The organism is Streptomyces sp. BE20, assembly GCF_036322525.1.
Classification (GTDB): Bacteria; Actinomycetota; Actinomycetes; order Streptomycetales; family Streptomycetaceae; genus Kitasatospora.
In genome coordinates this window covers 20,770-36,345 of record NZ_JAQYWW010000947.1, presented here as the reverse complement: position 1 = coordinate 36,345, position 15,576 = coordinate 20,770, and the positions used below count along the sequence as shown (strand labels likewise).

At 73.2% G+C, this 15,576-nt stretch carries 17 protein-coding genes; 11 read left to right on the top strand and 6 right to left on the bottom strand.

Annotation, left to right across the window (positions count from 1 at the left end; all coding sequences use genetic code 11):
• From PUR61_RS23815 to PUR61_RS23795, 5 genes are all read right to left on the bottom strand, one after another.
• The coding region (locus tag PUR61_RS23815) for a bifunctional 4-hydroxy-2-oxoglutarate aldolase/2-dehydro-3-deoxy-phosphogluconate aldolase (RefSeq protein ID WP_329881409.1) at positions 1-481 on the bottom strand (481 nt) is incomplete at its 3' end.
• On the bottom strand, positions 423-1,331 hold the full coding sequence (locus PUR61_RS23810) for a hypothetical protein (protein ID WP_329881408.1): 909 nt from the start codon (positions 1,329-1,331) through the stop codon (positions 423-425). The genes PUR61_RS23810 and PUR61_RS23815, both read right to left, overlap by 59 nt.
• Positions 1,325-2,470, bottom strand: a complete 1,146-nt coding sequence (gene dgoD / locus PUR61_RS23805; protein WP_329881407.1) for a galactonate dehydratase — start codon at positions 2,468-2,470, stop codon at positions 1,325-1,327. The genes PUR61_RS23810 and dgoD overlap by 7 nt, the downstream gene beginning before the upstream one ends.
• The gene (locus PUR61_RS23800) at positions 2,467-3,180 is read right to left on the bottom strand and encodes a FadR/GntR family transcriptional regulator (RefSeq protein ID WP_329881406.1); all 714 of its coding nucleotides are present in this window, start codon (positions 3,178-3,180) and stop codon (positions 2,467-2,469) included. Before PUR61_RS23800 ends, dgoD begins: the two co-directional genes overlap by 4 nt.
• A 67-nt stretch (positions 3,181-3,247) precedes the next feature.
• On the bottom strand, positions 3,248-4,015 hold the full coding sequence (locus tag PUR61_RS23795; RefSeq protein WP_329881405.1) for an SDR family NAD(P)-dependent oxidoreductase: 768 nt from the start codon (positions 4,013-4,015) through the stop codon (positions 3,248-3,250).
• Between the two features lie 361 nt (positions 4,016-4,376).
• On the opposite strand from PUR61_RS23795, the gene PUR61_RS23790 reads away from it, so the two are divergent.
• From PUR61_RS23790 to PUR61_RS23740, 11 genes are all read left to right on the top strand, one after another.
• Positions 4,377-5,432 (top strand): substrate-binding domain-containing protein, encoded by a 1,056-nt coding sequence (locus PUR61_RS23790; RefSeq protein ID WP_329881404.1) that lies wholly within the window; start codon positions 4,377-4,379, stop codon positions 5,430-5,432.
• Positions 5,433-5,634: 202 nt separating this feature from the next.
• A complete protein-coding gene (locus PUR61_RS23785) occupies positions 5,635-5,922 on the top strand; it encodes a hypothetical protein (RefSeq protein ID WP_329881403.1) in 288 nt (95 codons plus the stop codon).
• Between the two features lie 302 nt (positions 5,923-6,224).
• Positions 6,225-7,799: a sugar ABC transporter ATP-binding protein gene (locus PUR61_RS23780; protein ID WP_329881402.1), complete on the top strand. Its 1,575-nt coding sequence runs from the start codon at positions 6,225-6,227 to the stop codon at positions 7,797-7,799.
• The gene (locus tag PUR61_RS23775; protein ID WP_329881401.1) at positions 7,796-8,827 is read left to right on the top strand and encodes an ABC transporter permease; all 1,032 of its coding nucleotides are present in this window, start codon (positions 7,796-7,798) and stop codon (positions 8,825-8,827) included. Before PUR61_RS23780 ends, PUR61_RS23775 begins: the two co-directional genes overlap by 4 nt.
• A 375-nt stretch (positions 8,828-9,202) precedes the next feature.
• Positions 9,203-9,349, top strand: a complete 147-nt coding sequence (locus PUR61_RS23770; RefSeq protein WP_329881400.1) for a hypothetical protein — start codon at positions 9,203-9,205, stop codon at positions 9,347-9,349.
• Positions 9,350-9,375: 26 nt separating this feature from the next.
• A complete protein-coding gene (locus PUR61_RS23765; protein ID WP_329881399.1) occupies positions 9,376-9,591 on the top strand; it encodes a hypothetical protein in 216 nt (71 codons plus the stop codon).
• A 54-nt stretch (positions 9,592-9,645) separates the two neighbouring features.
• Complete coding sequence (locus tag PUR61_RS23760; RefSeq protein WP_329881398.1) at positions 9,646-9,918, top strand: LuxR C-terminal-related transcriptional regulator; 273 nt, start codon at positions 9,646-9,648, stop codon at positions 9,916-9,918.
• Between the two features lie 113 nt (positions 9,919-10,031).
• Positions 10,032-10,982, top strand: coding sequence for a 2-hydroxyacid dehydrogenase (locus PUR61_RS23755; protein ID WP_329881397.1), 951 nt, complete (start codon positions 10,032-10,034; stop codon positions 10,980-10,982).
• Positions 10,983-11,039: 57 nt separating this feature from the next.
• The gene (locus PUR61_RS23750; protein WP_329881396.1) at positions 11,040-12,290 is read left to right on the top strand and encodes an acyl-CoA dehydrogenase family protein; all 1,251 of its coding nucleotides are present in this window, start codon (positions 11,040-11,042) and stop codon (positions 12,288-12,290) included.
• Between the two features lie 44 nt (positions 12,291-12,334).
• On the top strand, positions 12,335-13,087 hold the full coding sequence (locus tag PUR61_RS23745; RefSeq protein ID WP_329881395.1) for an SDR family NAD(P)-dependent oxidoreductase: 753 nt from the start codon (positions 12,335-12,337) through the stop codon (positions 13,085-13,087).
• Between the two features lie 225 nt (positions 13,088-13,312).
• Positions 13,313-14,689, top strand: a complete 1,377-nt coding sequence (locus tag PUR61_RS23740) for a TolB family protein (RefSeq protein ID WP_329881394.1) — start codon at positions 13,313-13,315, stop codon at positions 14,687-14,689.
• A 122-nt stretch (positions 14,690-14,811) separates the two neighbouring features.
• Here the strand turns inward: PUR61_RS23740 and PUR61_RS23735 are convergent, their stop codons facing one another.
• On the bottom strand, positions 14,812-15,498 hold the full coding sequence (locus PUR61_RS23735; RefSeq protein WP_329881393.1) for an NAD(P)H-dependent oxidoreductase: 687 nt from the start codon (positions 15,496-15,498) through the stop codon (positions 14,812-14,814).
• Between the last annotated feature and the right edge of the window lie 78 nt (positions 15,499-15,576).

Sequence of the window (15,576 nt, the reverse complement as noted above, 5' to 3'; positions counted from 1 at the left end):
TGAGGTAGGCGAGGGCGGCGGTGGCGTCGATGCCGCCGACGGGCACGAACGGCACGTCCGGGAACGGGGCGCGTAGCGCGTTCAGGTAGGCGGGGCCGCCGAACAGGGCGGGGAAGAGCTTGACGGCGAGGGCGCCGTGAGCGGTCGCCGCGATGACCTCGCCGGGTGTCAAAGCCCCCATCAGCACCGGCAGTTCGGGCAGGCCTGCGACGAGGCCGGGGGTGACGAGGAAGGCGGCGCCCGCGTCGGCGGCCCGGGCGGCGTCCTCGACGCTCAGGACCGTCCCGGCGCCCAGCAGAGCGTCGGGGCCGAGCTCGCGGCGGGCCTGTTCGATCACCCACAGCGCGTCGGTGGTGGTCAGGGACACCTCGGCGGCCGTGATGCCCTCCTCGGCGAGGGTCAGCACGGTCCGCAGGGCGGCGTCACGATCCCGCCCCCGCACGATGGCGAGGGTGCGGAAGGGCAACTCGGTCAGATTCATGGGGCGCTCTCGTCACAGGGGAGGGGGTTCGGGTGGCGGTGATCTCGAGTTCCCAGCGCAGTTCGCCGTCGGCGGGGACGGTGGCGGCGTCGTCCTGTCCCGCCTCCGCGAGGTCGAAGACGGCTCCGAGCATGGGTTCGACGCCGATGCTGCGGTAGGGAGCGGCGGTGGGGTAGCCGTGGAGGTTGCGCCACAGAGCCACGGACAGGGGGACGTCGGCGTCGGTGCGCAGGGTCAGGCGGAGCGTGTCCGGTCCGTCGGTGACGGAGATGTCCGCGCAGTGGGTGAGGATGGTGCCCACGGCGGTGCCGTCGTCGGGGCCGAGCCGGTCCAGAGGCAGTCCGAGCGGTGCGGGCCAGTGCCCGGTGAGGTGGGGGGTGTCGTCGGGCCAGGGTTCGTCGATCAGGTGGGCGGCTTCGGGAAAGACCCGGGTGGCCGTTCCCACGGGCGCGGTGAGGTGGGCGCCGGGGGTCACGTCGAGCAGCGCGTGGGCCGCCCAGAGAAAGCGGTACCCGGGATTCGCCGACAGGTGGTAGGAGGCGGACAGTGCCCCCGCCGGGTTACGCCGCAGACTGCGACGCAGGACGAAGTCGGGGTGGTCGAGGACGTCGGCGTCGGCGTCGCGCTGCCAGGGCCGGGACCAGGCGTCGCCGTGGTCGGGGTTGCCGCGGATGGTGGGGACGCATTCCTCCAGGCCGCCGGCGTCGACGAACGGATCGCCGGGCCGGACGGTGTCACGGGCGGGGGCGCGGCGGTGCCAGAGCCATTCGCGTCCGCCGCCCCGAAGGCTGGTCCACCGTCCGCCGTGGTCCGGGTCAGTGGTGGCGGTGAGGGGGATGTGGGTCACCATTCCGCGAACGATCCGTCGTCGTGGTGCCAGAGGGGGTTGCGCCAGCGGTGCCCGGTCTCGGCGGCGCGGCGTACGGCGTCCTCGTCGATCTCGATGCCCAGGCCGGGGCCGGTGGGAAGCTTCGCGTACCCGTCGGTGAAGCGGAACGGCTCGGTGTCGACCAGGTAGTCGAGGAGTTCGTTGCCGCGATTGTAGTGGATGCCCAGGCTCTGTTCCTGGATGAGGAAGTTCGGTATCGCGAAGCCGAGCTGGAGGCTCGCGGCGAGCGCGATCGGGCCGAGGGGGCAGTGGGGGGCCATCGCGACGTCGTGGGCCTCGGCGAGGGCGGCGATGCGGCGGACCTCGGAGATGCCGCCCGCGTGCGAGACGTCGGGCTGGGCGACGGCGATGCCGGTGGGCAGGACGTCGCGGAAGTCGGCACGGGAGTAGAGCCGTTCGCCGCAGGCGAGGGGCACGGTGGTGGAGTCGACGAGCCGGCGCAGGTCGCGGGCGTGTTCGGGCAGAACGGGCTCCTCCACGAACAGGGGGTGCAGCGGTTCCAGCAGAGGCAGGACGCGGCGGGACATGGCGGTCGACATCCGGCCGTGGAAGTCGATGGCGACGTCATGGTGGTCGCCGATGGCGTCGCGTACCGCGGCGACCCGGTCGACGACGGCCTTGGTCTGGGCGGGCGTGTCGATGAGCCGCATCTGCGCGGAGCCGTTCATCTTGACGGCGGTGAATCCGGCCTCGACCTGTTCGCGGGCGAGTTCCGCGACGTGGGCGGGGCTGTCGCCGCCGATCCACGCGTACATCCGCAGCCGGTCCCGGACGGGTCCGCCGAGCAGCTGGTGGACGGGGGCGCCGTAGGCCTTGCCCTTGATGTCCCACAGGGCCTGGTCGATGCCGGCGACGGCGCTGGACAGGATCGGGCCGCCACGGTAGAAGCCACCCTTGGTGAGCACCTGCCAGTGGTGCTCGATCCGCAGCGGGTCCTCGCCGACGAGGTGGTCGGCGAGTTCGTGGACGGCGGCGCGGACGGTGGCGGCGCGGCCCTCGACGACGGGTTCGCCCCAACCGGTGACGCCTTCGTCGGTGGCGATCTTCAGGAACAGCCAGCGCGGGGCGACGGGGAATGTCTCCAGTGAGATGATCTTCATTCGGATGTCCCCTGGTCCGGTGCGTGTATCAGGTCGAGGTCGGCGGTGGCCTGCGCGAGCAGGTGTTGTACGGCGTGTTCGGCGGCCTGCGGGTCGCGGGCGCGGACGGCGTCCATCACGGCACGGTGGGCGGGCACGGGGTCGGCCCAGTGCTCAGCGCTGTGGACAAGGTGGTCGCGAACCCGCAGACCGGCCTCGATCACCACTTCCATGCGGGTCAGTAGCTCGTTGTGGGCCGCGGCCAGCAGGGCGCGGTGGAACGCGAGGTCCGCCTCCACGGCGGCGTGAGTGTCGTCGCCGGCCGCGGCCATCCGTTCCAGGGCGTCGGCGAGGTCGGCGAGGTCGGCCTCCTCACGGCGCTGGGCGGCGAGGCGGGCGGCGGCAGGCTCCATGATCGAGCGGACCTCGCCCAGGTTGGCCAGGAAGCCCTTGTCGGGGACACCGGTGCCCTGCCAGCGCAGCAGGTCGGCGTCCAGGAGGTTCCAGTCCGCGCGGGGCCGAACGAAGGTGCCGCGCTTCTGCCGTGATTCGATGAGGCCCTTGGACGCCAGGACCCGCAACGCCTCGCGCAGGACCGTCTTGCTGACCCCGATCTCCTGCTCCAGCTGGTCCGGGTGCAGGAGTGAGCCGGGTGCGTGGGTGCCGCTGACGATCCGCCCGCCGATGATGTCGATGATCTGTTGGTGCAGGTTGCGGGTCGGCGGGTTCATGCGGGGCTCTTCTCGGCTTGGCTGTTCGGGTGTGCGGGACGGCCCGGAAGGCTCGTCGTGGTCTGGGTCATGAGGAGGCCTTGACGATCGACCAGCCCCCGTCTACGACGAGAGTGGTGCCGGTGACGTAGGAGGCGTCGGGCGCGGCGAGGAAGGCGACCGCGGCCGCCACCTCCTCGGGGGTGCCGAACCGCTTGGCGACCGTCTCGGCCACGCTGTCGGCCCGGCCCGCCAGGTCCACGCGGTCCCACGCCGCCGTCATGATCGGCCCCGGCACGACGGTGTTGACCCGCACCCGCGGCCCGTACTCGACGGCCAGTTGGCGGCCTAGGGAGCACAGTGCGCCCTTGGCGGCGGCGTAGGCGGGATGGCCGGGAAGCCCCACCAGCGCGTGGACGGACGACGTGAGCACCACCGAGCCGCCGCTGTCGCGCAGCGTCTCGGCGAAGGCGCGGACCCCGAGCCACGCTGCCTTCAAGGTGACATCGAGCTGGCCGTCCCACTGAGCCTCCGTCAGCTCGTGGGCGGGTTTGACGACCACCGCGTACGCGTTGCTGTGCAGCACGTCCAGCCGCCCGTAACGTTCGCGCACGTGCGCCGCGAGTTCGTCCCACATGGCGGCGGAGGTCACGTCGCCGTGCCGGTACTCCGCCCGCCCGCCCTGCGCCGTGATATCGGCGGCCAGCGCCAGACCTGCGGTGTCGGCGATATCGACGATCACCACCGCCGCGCCCTCCGCGGCAAGGCGCCGCGTGGTCGCGGCCCCGATTCCGGCGGCGGCGCCGGTGATCACTGCCACCTTGCCGTCGAAGCGGCGGCACATCTGCTCTGTCATGCGCTGAAGGTACCCCCGCGCATTAATTATGCAAAGGCCTTGACACGGGCAATCTCGCAGCCCCAGGATCAGCGCCCAGGACGACACCGGAAACAGGTCGGAAACAGCATCACCGGCCTCCGAAACGCCTTCGAAAACCTCGGTACACGCAACGCGTCGTCGAGGCTCCCCGCGCCGGGGCAGGACCTCGGCCGGCCGAAGCCCCGACCGGACCCCCGGCATCCGCAGCGCCGCACAGACGGTCGTTCCTGGAGCCGCCCGGGTCACCTCACCAGCAGTTTGCCCGGGCCGTCCCGCCGGCAGGCGCGCACCCCACGCCGCCTCCTTCCCCCACAGACCCGCTCGTCCCCCTGGAGCAGTCATGTCCACCAGCACGCGCCGCCGCGTCGCGGCCGCCACCGGTCTCCTTCTCACACTCGCGGTGAGTACCGCGTGTTCCACCGGTCAGGAGTCCACCTCGTCCTCCGGTGCGGGCGCCTCGGTGGCGCCGGTCAGCGGAAAGATCTCGATGACCTACCTGCAGAAGCAGGGCGACCAGGAGTACTTCATCGGCGAGGCGGCCGGCGCCAAGGCCAAGGCCGCCGAACTCGGCGTGGACCTGAAGGTCGTCAACCTGGGCAACGACGCGAACAAGACCGTCAGCGAGGTCCAGTCCGCGATCGCGCAGAAGTCCAACGGCCTGATCATCGTCGTCCCCGACCCCGCAGTCGGCCCCCAGGTCGTCCAGGCGGCCAAGGACGCCAAGGTCGCCCTGCTCACCTCCGACGACCAGATCTGTGCGACCGGTCCCGACCCGTCCGTCTGCGCCAAGACCGACCTGGTCCCGCGGATCGGGTTCTCCGGCGCCCAGATGGGCGGGGAGGTCGGCAAGCGGGCCGCCGAGGAGTACCAGAAGGCGGGCTGGAACCCCGCCGAGACGCGGACCATCTCCGCGTGGAAGCAGGACGTCACGGTCTGCACGGACCGGGTGAACGCGGCCAAGGCGGCGTTCGCTGCGGGCGCGAGCGCGGGTGTCCAGAACATCGACGTCGCCACCGACAACACGCCCACCGGCGCGCAGGACAAGATCGCCGCGACGGTGACCGCCAACCCGGGCGTGAAGAACTGGGTCGTGTGGGGCTGCAACGACGAGAACGTCCAGGGCGGCGTCACCGCGCTGGAGAACGCCGGCTTCAAGCCCGACCACGTCATCGGCGTCGGCCTCGGCGCCTACCTCGCCTGCAAGAACTGGAACAGCGGCAAGCCGTCGGGCATGCGGGCCGCCCTGTTCATCAACGGCAAGGACGTCGGGGCGCTGGCGGTCCAGACCCTCTACGACAACCTCAAGAACGGCAAGGCCATGCCCGCCGAGGCCTTCGCCCCCACCACCATGGTCGACGCCACCACCTTCAAGACCTCCGGCGCCACCTGCAACTGAGCACACCCCGCACCGCATCGCACCACCCCCGGACCGTCCGCGGCCTGGCCTCACGGGCCGCGGACACCCCGGGAATGCCCCCGCCGGAGACACCGGCGGGGGCGCCCCACCCCGAGGCCGACACGTGCCACCCGGTACCTCCGGCCCGCCCAGGCACCACCCGGCGCCCGGCCCGGCGCCGCCCGCACCACCGGAGGCACCCGTGCCCGACGCGCCCGGCCCCACCACCGGCCACCCCCACCCCGGCACCACGTCCTGCACGCCGGTCCGCATCAGCCCCCTCGACCACTGGACGGGCCCCGACGCCACGCCCTGCTGGATGGTCACCCTCCACACCCGCAAACCCGACGGCTGCTGCGGCACCCACAGCTTCGTCCAATGGGCACCCACCCGAACCCAGGCCGTCACCGCCGCAGCCCTACGCGCCCAGAGCCCCACGGCGATACGCCACCGCCGCGGCGCCCACCTCGACCTCCCCGCCCCGGACTGACAGATCCGAGGCGAACGTCCGCACAGATCCACGAACCCGCTCCACGGCAAGCAGGCGCCGTCACGCACAGCCCGTTCCCCGCGCACAGGGCCAACGGCGGGCCGCCGAGATCCCACCCGGCCACCACCCGCTGGCGGCCACCACTGCGCACCCCGTCGGGCCAGCGGCAGGAACCGCAGCCAGCCCTTGGCCGGGCGACCCTGGTCGCCCCTCCCGAGCAGCCCCGGCCGGTCATCCCCCCGCTGGCCGTGCCCCCTCTCCTCTCCTCCGTCCTTGCTGATGTCTTCGAGGTGAACGACACCATGACCCGACCCCGCCCAACACCAGCCGATCCGCCGCCCATCTCTGCGGCCCCCGGCAGTGCCGGTGTCCACCAGGTCACCAAGCGGTTCGGCGCGGTCCAGGCCCTCGGCGGCGTCACCCTCGACTTCCCCGCCGGCCAGATCACCGCCCTCATGGGCGAGAACGGCGCCGGCAAGTCCACCCTGCTCAAGATCCTCACCGGCGACCACCAGCCGACGGAGGGGCATGTCGTCCTCGACGGCCGACCCCTCGCGCTGTCCTCGCCGACCGATGCCCGTCGGGCGGGGATCCGGATCATTCCGCAGGAGCCGGAGATCATCCCGCACGTCTCCGTCGCCGAGAACGTCTACGCCGGCTCGCTGCCCCGCACCACCGGCCGCCGCCTGGACCGCGCCGAACTGCGCCGCCGCATCACCAACGACCTCAAACGCCTCGGCTTCGACAAGGTCCTCAACCCCGACCTCCTCGGCTCCCAGCTCACCCCCGCCCAGCGCCAACTCGTCGAGATCCTGCGCGCCCTCACCGGCGACGCCAAGGTCATCGCCTTCGACGAACCCACCTCCTCGCTCTCCGAACACGAGGTCGACGCACTCTTCGCCCTCATCCGCCGCCTGCGCGACCAGGGCGTAGCCGTCATCTACGTCTCCCACCGCATGCAGGAGATCTTCCAACTCGCCGACCGCATCGCCGTCCTGCGCGACGGCACCCTCGTCGGCATCCAGGACGCCGCCACCACCACCGAGGGCGACCTCGTACGCCTCATGGTCGGCCGCGATCTCACCACCATGTTCTCCCGCGAACACGTCGCCACCGACCGCCTGGTGTTGGATGTGCGCGGGGTGACGACCGACGCGGTGCGCGACATCGACCTGCAGATCCACGCCGGCGAGGTCGTCGGCCTGGCCGGACTCATCGGCGCCGGACGCTCCGAACTCGCCCTGGCGCTGGCCGGAGACCTGCCCATCCACTCCGGCACGGTCACCCTGGACGGCAAGCGTCTGCCCTCCGGCAACCCCGGCGGCGTCATCCGCGCGGGACTGGGCCTGGCGCCCGAGGAACGCAAGGCCCAGGCCCTGTTCCTCCACCGCTCCATCCGCGACAACACCTCCACCGTCGTCCTGGAACGTCTGCACCGCTTCCGCTTCGTCAAACGCGCCGCCGAACGCGAACTCGCCCAGGAATACACCGACCGCCTGCGGGTGCGCACCCCCTCCATCGAGCACGAGGTCCGCAAACTCTCCGGCGGCAACCAGCAGAAGGTCGTCCTCGCCCGCTGGCTCGCCCGCAAACCCAAGGTCCTCATCCTGGACGAGCCGACCCGCGGCATCGACGTCGGCGCGAAGGCCGAGATCTACCAGATCATCGCCGACCTCGCCGCCGAGGGCGTCGCCGTCCTCGTCATCTCCTCCGAACTCCCCGAAGTCCTCGGCCTCGCCGACCGCATCCTCGTCATGCAGAACGGCCGCATCACCGGCGAACTCGACCGCGCCGACGCGAACGAGGAAGCCATCCTCAACCTCGCCATGGCCGACGACCTCAACCCCGCCCATCCCTCCTCTGGAGTATCCCGATGACCACCACCACCCCGCAGGCGCCCGGAAAGGCCGGGCCCCGTCGCACCCCGTCCGGCTCTCTCCGGATCCTTGCCTCCATCGGCGGTCAGAACCTCAGCCTGATCGGCGCCCTGGTCGTCGTCCTCGCCCTCTTCGGCGTGCTGAACGACAACTACCTCAGCCTGGGCAACATGCAGGTCATCGCCGAAGCCGCCACCATCACCGGCCTGCTCGCCGTCGTCCAGACCGTCGTCATCATCTGCGGCGGCCTCGACATCTCCGTCGGCTCCCAGGCCGGCGTCGCCTCCGTCGTCTCCGCCATGGCCTTCACCAGCGCCGGCTCCAACGCCCTCACCGGCATGGCCGCCGCCATCGGCGTCGGCATCCTCATCGGCATCCTCAACGGCCTCATCATCGTCTACGGCCGCGTCAACCCCACCATCGCCACCCTCGCCGGCCTCGCCGCCTACAAGGGCCTCGCCCAACTCCTCTCCAACGGCCGCGCCCAGGGCTACGTCCTCAACAACGACATCTTCATCTTCCTCGGCCGCGGCAAGATCGCCGGCCTCCCCGTCATGGTGTGGATCCTCATCCTCACCGCCGTCGCCGTCCACGTCCTCCTCAAGTACACCGACATCGGCCGCAACCTCTACGCCATCGGCGGCAACGACACCGCCGCCCGCCTCGCCGGCATCAACATCAACAAGTACCTGATCGCCGTCTACGCCCTCATCGGTGTCGTCGCCGCCGTCGCCGGCATCCTCCTCACCGCCCGCACCGGCTCCGGCCAACCCGTCTCCGGCAGCGAGGGCCTCGAACTCAAGGCCATCACCGCCGCCGCCCTCGGCGGCGCCGCCCTCAAGGGCGGCAAGGGCGGCATCGGCGGCACCCTCCTAGCCGTGGCCCTCCTCGGCTGCCTGGAGAACGGCCTCACCGTCCAGGGCATCAACTCCTTCTGGCAGAACGTCGCCCAGGGCGCCCTCCTCGTCGTCGCCGTCGTCATCCAGCAACGCCGCAACGGCGAACGCGCCGTCGGACTCCCCGCCTGATCAGCGCCCCGTGACCGGCGGTGCGGTCGCCGAGCCTCGGCCGTACCGCCGCGCGCTGCCCGGTCCGGCGGGGCCGGGCAGCAGCCCGTCCGCCCGAGCCCGCCCACCCGAGCCCCGGCCTGCCCGGGGCTCCCCCGTGCCCGGCCCCGTGCCCAGGCGCCGCAAGCAGCCCCCGCGGCACGTCACCGCGGCCCGGTCCCGCCGGCAGCCGGGCGCGTGCGGCAGTCCCCGCCGTGGTCCTGATCGAGGGCGAGGCCGGCCTCGGCACGTCCCGCCTGCTCCGCGAGGCCGTACCCGGCATGACGGCCCTGGGCCTCGCGGTGCGCAGGGGCCGGTGCGCCCCCCTGCGCGAGCCGCTCGCCCTACGGCCCGTTCGTGGAGGCTCTGCGGGAGGCGTGGCCGCTCCTCCCGCCCGACACCGCTTGCGGCCCCGTCACCGCCGCGTTCGTCTCCCACCTGCCCGACCTCGCCGACCGTCTGTCACCACGGCGGCCGTCCGCCGTCGGCACCCCGCGCCGGTAACTGATGCGGGCGGTCCGCGAGATGCCGTGCCCCCTCGGCCCCGCCGTCCTGATCACCGAGGGCGTGCACCGGCGGACGACGACACCCGGGCGTTCCTGGCGCTGCTCGCCGGGAACTCGCCGCCGCAGCTGAGGCTTGTCCTCACCTGCGGCGCCCGCGGCCACCGCAGCTACGGCAACGACCTCTCGCCACGCGAGCAGGAGGTCGCCCGGTTGCCGGCGGGCGGCGCCACCAACCGGTAGATCGCCCGCGCGCTCGCGCTCTCCCCGCGGACCGCCGAGCGCCACGTCGCCAAGGTGCTGTCCAAGCTCGGCGCCACCCGCGCCCGGCTGCACGGCGGCGCGCCCTCGACCTGCCCGGCCGGCGGGAGGCCCCACGGGCGCCGAACGCAGCCCGGGGAATTGCGGGAGATCGAACCGAATGCGACCGATTCCGTCGCCACCGGAGCCACCAACCAGGACATCGCCCGCGCGCTCTCGCTGTCGCTCCGCACGGCCGAGCACCACACCGCCAGCATCCTGCGGAAGCTCGGCGTCACCCGCGCCCGAATGCGCGACGCCGCCCTCTGACAGCCACGGCTGTCGTCGGCCACGGCTGTCGTCCTGTCACAACCGGCGCGGCTGTCCGGTCCTGTGGGATGACCGGTACCAACCGGCATCCCCCGGACGGAAGGCCGACCACCGTGCCAGCCCACGCGCCCCCGTACCCCCGGCAGGTCTGGCTGCCCGCCGAGTTCACCACCCTCACCGACCTCCCCGACCGGCTGGACTACGCCCACTGGGACGGCCGCTCGCCGTTCCCGTCGGACCCGGGCACCGTGGAGTTCTACGTACCGCCCCTCGTCCAGGACATCGGCGTCATCGGCAGGCCGCTGCACCGGATGACACGCCTGAGGGCCGTCCAGGCCCTCAGCTCCGGCACCGACGCCCTCGGGGCGCGACTTCGCCGGCTCCCGGGCCGCGTCACCCTGTGCAACGCCCGCGAGGTCCACGCCCGCAGCACCGCCGAGCTGGCCCTGACGCTCGTCCTCGCCTCCCTGCGCCACCTCCCGGAGTTCACCCGCGCCCAGGACGCCGGGGCCTGGCAGCCCGTGGTGTCCCCGTCCCTGTACGGGCGTTCGGTGCTCATCGTCGGGTACGGCGAGGTCGGCACCGCCCTGGACGACCTCCTCGCCCCGTTCGGCTGCGCGGTGACCCGCGTCGCGCGAACCGCCCGCACCGGCCCGCGCGGCCCCGTGCACCGCGCCGAGGACCTCCCCCGCCTCGTCCCGGACGCGGACGTCATCGTGCTGACGACCGCACTGACGCCCGCGACCCGCCACCTGGTCGACGCGGACCTGCTGGAGCGCGCGCGGGCGGGCTCGCTACTGGTGAACGTGGCCCGGGGAGCGGTCGTCGACACCGCGGCCCTGCTCGCTCGGGTGCGCGACGGCGGGCTGCGGGCCGCGCTCGACGTGACCGATCCGGAGCCGCTGCCGGCCGGCCATCCGCTGCGCACGGCGCCCGGAGTCCTGGTCACCCCGCACGTCGGCGCGTTCACCCGCGCCATGTGGCCCCGCCTCGAAGCCCTCGTCCGCCGGCAGTTGGACCGCTTCGCCGCCGGTGAGGAACTGGACAACGTCGTCGCCTACTGACGCCGAAGCACCCCCGTCTCCCGCCGCGCGGGACGACCGAGAGAGCAGGGACGATCCGTGGACACCGCACGCCCCACCACCGCACATCCCGCCACCACGCACCCCACCGCCGAACCCCCCACCGCCGTGCGCCGGCCCGGCGCTCCCAAGGACCTCGACCCGGTCGCCGCCGCACGCTCGCTGGTCCCGCTCCTCACCGACCAGGTACCCCGCACCGAGGAGCGCCGCCGCCTCACCGACACCTCCCTCACCGCCCTGCGCCGCGCCGGCCTGCTGCGGCTCGGCACACCCCGGCGGTTCGACGGCCACGGCGCCGGGGTCCTGACCGCGGTGGACGTGTGCGAGGAACTGGCCCGCGGCTGCTCGGCCGCCTCCTGGTTCGTGGGTATCGCCTACGGCGGCGCCCTGTTCGCCTCCCAACTCGACCACCCCGAACGCGCCACCCTGTGGCAGGACGACCCCGACGCCGTCGTCTGCGGCACCGCCAACCCGTCCGGAACGGCGCGCCCCTCGGCCGCGGGCTGGACGCTGAACGGCCGCTGGCCCTGGATCTCCGGCATCCACCACGCGCCCTGGACCCTGCTCGGCTTCACCCGGGACGGCTCCGACGGGGAGCCGGAGCGCGGCATGGCCCTGGTCCCCACCCACGCCCTCACCGTCGAGGACGTGTGGCACATCGCGGGCATGCGCGGCACCGGCAGCGACACCGCCCACGCCGAGGAGGTGGACGTCCCCGCCTCCCGCACCCTCTCGCTCACCGCCCTGGCGGAGGGCGCCTACCGCAGGCGCCATCCCGGCGAACCTCCGGTCACCTTCCACCTGTCCATCAACCCGCCACTCGTGGCGACCGGTGTCGGGATCGCCGCGGCGACCCTGGAGAAGGTACTGGGCGCCGCCGCCCGGGGCAGGCGCACTCCCTCGCCCCTGCACCACCTGATCGCCGAATCCCCCGCCCACCAGCTCAACGTGGCGCACGCCGCCGTCCTGATCGACACCGCACGCCTGCACCTGCGCCGCGCCGCCGGCGAGATGGACGCGCACGCCCGCGCCGGCCACCGCCCCGAGCTCGCCGATCGGGCCCGGCTGCGCATGGACGCCGCCCACGCCATGCGCTGCGCCCGGCAGGCCGTGAGCCTGCTGCTGGACACCGCCGGCGCGGGCAGCCTCGCGGACGGCTCCGACCTGCAACGGGCCTGGCGCGACATCGAGACGGCCTCCCGGCACGCCGCCCTCGGCGTCCAGAGCGCCCAGGAGATCTACGGCCGCACCCTCCTCGGCGCCCCGCTGCCACCCAGCCCGCTCATCTGATCCGCCGACCAGCCGATCACACGATCACCCGAAAGAAGCAGACGATGACGACGACGGCCGACGGACGGGTGGCACTGGTCACCGGCGCGGGAGGAGGCATCGGCGCAGCGATCGCCGCGCGCCTGCACGAGCAGGGCCACCGGGTGGCCCTGCTGGACCTCGACGGTGACGCCGTCACCGACCTCTCCGGCGCGCTCGACCCGCACGGGCGCACCGCGCTCGCGGTGCGGGCGGACGTGACCGACCCGCACGCGCTGGGAGCCGCACTGCGCGCGGTCCGGACCACGTGGCACGCCCCCGACATCCTGGTCAACAATGCCGCCCGCACCGCCGCGGGCTCCGTGTGGGACGTGACCGTGGAGGAGTGGGACGCCGTGATGGCGACCAACCTGCGCAGCGTCCTCGCCCTGACCAGGCTGTGCGCGCCCGCGATGCGCGAGCGCGGATGGGGCCGCGTGGTCAACCTCGTCTCACTGGCGGGCCAGCAGGGCGGCACGCTCGCCGGCCCCCACTACGCCGCCGCCAAGGCCGGGGTCCTCGTGCTGACCAAGGTCTTCGCCCGTGAACTGGCGGCACACGGGGTGACCGTCAACGCCCTCGCCCCCGCCGCCGTCCACACCGCCGCGGTGGCGCGGCTCGGCGCCTCGGCGGTGGCCGCGGCGGCGCGGACCATCCCGGTCGGCCGGATGGGCCGTCCCTCGGAGGTGGCGGCCCTCGTGGCCTACCTGGTGAGCGAGGACGGCGGCTACGTCACCGGTGCCACCTTCGACATCAACGGCGGCGCCCACATGCGCTGAGCCTGCACACCGGCCCCGGGCCCCCGGCCCCCGGCGCAGCCGTGCGACGTGCGACGTGCGGGTCGGTCACGTCCACCCGAACCCCCGAGCTGACGAGGCGTCACGGGCACGTTCTTTTACGGACAATCGTCCACCGGGGCGTTGACCGCCCACCCGCCCTGGCTATTGGCTCAGGGGGCCCGCCGGCCAACGAGGCCCGGGGGTAAGCCCGTTCGGGAGGACCTCATGTTCGCACCGCACCGTGCCCGATCCCTCACCGCCGCCGGCGCGTGCGCGGTGGCCGCCGTTCTCACGGCAGCCACCACAGGGCCCGCCACGGCTCGCCCCGCCTCCGCACCACCGCGCGTCGAACGGATCAGCCAGGCCCCCGGCGGGGCACAGGCCGACGGCGACTCCTACCTCGGCGCGCTCTCCGCCACCGGCCGCTACGCCGTCTTCACCTCCGACGCGGCCAACCTGGTGGCCGGTGACACCAACGGCGACTCCGACGTCTTCGTCCGCGACCTGCTCACCGGGCGGACCGAGCGCGTCAGCGTCGCCGACGACGGCGCCCAGGCGACCGGCACCTCCTCGGGGGCGGCGATCAGCGCCGACGGCCGCTACGTCGCCTTCGCCTCGGACGCCCCCGACCTGGTGCCCGGCGACACCAACGGCACCTTCGACGTGTACGTCCGCGACCGGGTCGCCGGGCACACCGAGCGGATCACCTCCGGCGACCCGTCCCGGCCCCAGACCGGCGGCACCGATACCCCGGTGATCAGCTGGGACGGCCGCTACGTCGCGTTCGCCTCCGGCCGAAGCGATCTGGTCCCGGGCGACACCAACCACGTCGCCGACATCTTCGTGCACGACCGCCGCACCGGCACCGCCCGGCGGGCCAACGTCGCCGACGACGGAACCCAGGCCGGGAGCCCGGCCCGGCACCCCGCGCTCAGCGCCGACGGCACCCGCATCACCTTCATCTCCCGCGACAGCCTCGCCCCGGCCCCCGAGGACGGCCCGGAGGAGGACCCGGCGGACGGCGGTGGCGCGCAGATCGCCAAGCCCCGGACCTACCCGATGTACGTCCACGACCTGCGGACCGGCAGAACCCGCCCCGCCAGCATCGGCCCCGACGGCAAGAAGTACGGCGCCCTCGACGGCGGACTGAGCCCCGACGGGCGCTACGCGCTCTTCAGCTCCTACACGTCCATGGTCACCGGCTACACCCATCCGCAGATCTTCGTCCGCGACCTCCTCACGGAGACCACCGCCCTGGTCAGCACGGCCCACGACGGCGCGCCCGGCGCCGGGGACGGCCAGTCCCACTCCCCCGTGATGACCGCCGACAGCCGCCGGGTCTACTTCGCCTCGGCGGCCGCCAACCTGGTGCCCGGCGACACCAACGGCGTCGGCGACGTCTTCCGCCGTGACCTGTGGACGGGCCGGGTCGAGCGGGTCGCGCCGTCCGCCGACGGCTCCGAGTCGGCGGTCGAGTCGGACGGACCGTCCATCGACGCGCTCGGTACGTCGGTGATGATCGCGTCCGCCGACACCCCCCTGATACCCGGGGACACCAACCAGCACCAGGACGTCTTCCTGCGCCGCCTGCCCCTGTTCTGAGCCGACCGGTCGACCCTGCCGCCGACGGCTTCCGGGCCCTCGCCCGCATCGGCGGCGGGCGCCGCGCCGGGCGCCGGGGCCGGCCCGCACGGAGCGTCGCGCCCCCGGCCCCGCCGGCCCGTTCAGCGGCCGGGGGGCGCGGCCTCCCGGCCGTGCGTTCCGGGGTCCGCGGAGCCGCGGGTCGGGGCGAGGGCGGCGAACCGCTTCTCGGTGTCGAGGAGCATCTGCCGGCGCTCCTCCGGGGTCCGCCGGGTGACGCGGTCGAAGTTGACCCACCGCAGGCCCTTGACGCCGATCTTGCCGAAGGTCCCCTTGAAGAGGATCTTGGTCAACGGGTCGCGGTACCACCAGCGGTAGGCCCTGTCCGGGGTGGTCATGACGGACAGGACCGTGACCCCCTGCAGCCGCGGCAGCAGGTTGCGGAACGGGCTGCCCTTGGCCTCGGGCCGTTCGGCGAACACCACGCCCTTGGTGAGCACCCGGTCGAGGAACCCCTTGGTGGCCGCGGGCATCGCCTCCCACCACACCGGGAACGCGAACACCAGGTGGTCGGCGGCCAGCAGGCGGTCCTGGTAGTCGCGCACCTGCGGGTCTGTCGCGGCGCCCTGCCGCCACGCGACGAGGTCCTGCCGGGTCATCACCGGCGAGAACCCGTCGGCGGCCAGGTCGATCAGGTCCACGTCGTGCCCCGCCGCGGTGGCGCCCCGGACGGCAGCGGCGGCGACGGCGGCGGTGAAGCTGCGCTGGTGCGGAACGTTGTCGGCCGAGGCGAAGGTGTACGGGTGGTCGAGGACCATCAGAACGCGCATGCGGTACTCCGGAGGAAGAGGAAACCGTTTCGCCAGCAACGGTTGCAGTCAGAACCGTCGCCTGTCAAACGAATGGGC

Excerpts from the sequence above, each read along its gene's own strand:
- dgoD (WP_329881407.1), bottom strand. The coding sequence starts at position 2,470 with ATGAAGATCATCTCACTGGAGACATTCCCCGTCGCCCCGCGCTGGCTG.
- PUR61_RS23740 (WP_329881394.1), top strand. The coding sequence starts at position 13,313 with ATGTTCGCACCGCACCGTGCCCGATCCCTCACCGCCGCCGGCGCGTGC.
- PUR61_RS23780 (WP_329881402.1), top strand. The coding sequence starts at position 6,225 with ATGACCCGACCCCGCCCAACACCAGCCGATCCGCCGCCCATCTCTGCG.
- PUR61_RS23735 (WP_329881393.1), bottom strand. The coding sequence starts at position 15,498 with ATGCGCGTTCTGATGGTCCTCGACCACCCGTACACCTTCGCCTCGGCC.
- PUR61_RS23795 (WP_329881405.1), bottom strand. The coding sequence starts at position 4,015 with ATGACAGAGCAGATGTGCCGCCGCTTCGACGGCAAGGTGGCAGTGATC.
- PUR61_RS23745 (WP_329881395.1), top strand. The coding sequence starts at position 12,335 with ATGACGACGACGGCCGACGGACGGGTGGCACTGGTCACCGGCGCGGGA.
- PUR61_RS23810 (WP_329881408.1), bottom strand. The coding sequence starts at position 1,331 with ATGGTGACCCACATCCCCCTCACCGCCACCACTGACCCGGACCACGGC.
- PUR61_RS23775 (WP_329881401.1), top strand. The coding sequence starts at position 7,796 with ATGACCACCACCACCCCGCAGGCGCCCGGAAAGGCCGGGCCCCGTCGC.
- PUR61_RS23800 (WP_329881406.1), bottom strand. The coding sequence starts at position 3,180 with ATGAACCCGCCGACCCGCAACCTGCACCAACAGATCATCGACATCATC.
- PUR61_RS23790 (WP_329881404.1), top strand. The coding sequence starts at position 4,377 with ATGTCCACCAGCACGCGCCGCCGCGTCGCGGCCGCCACCGGTCTCCTT.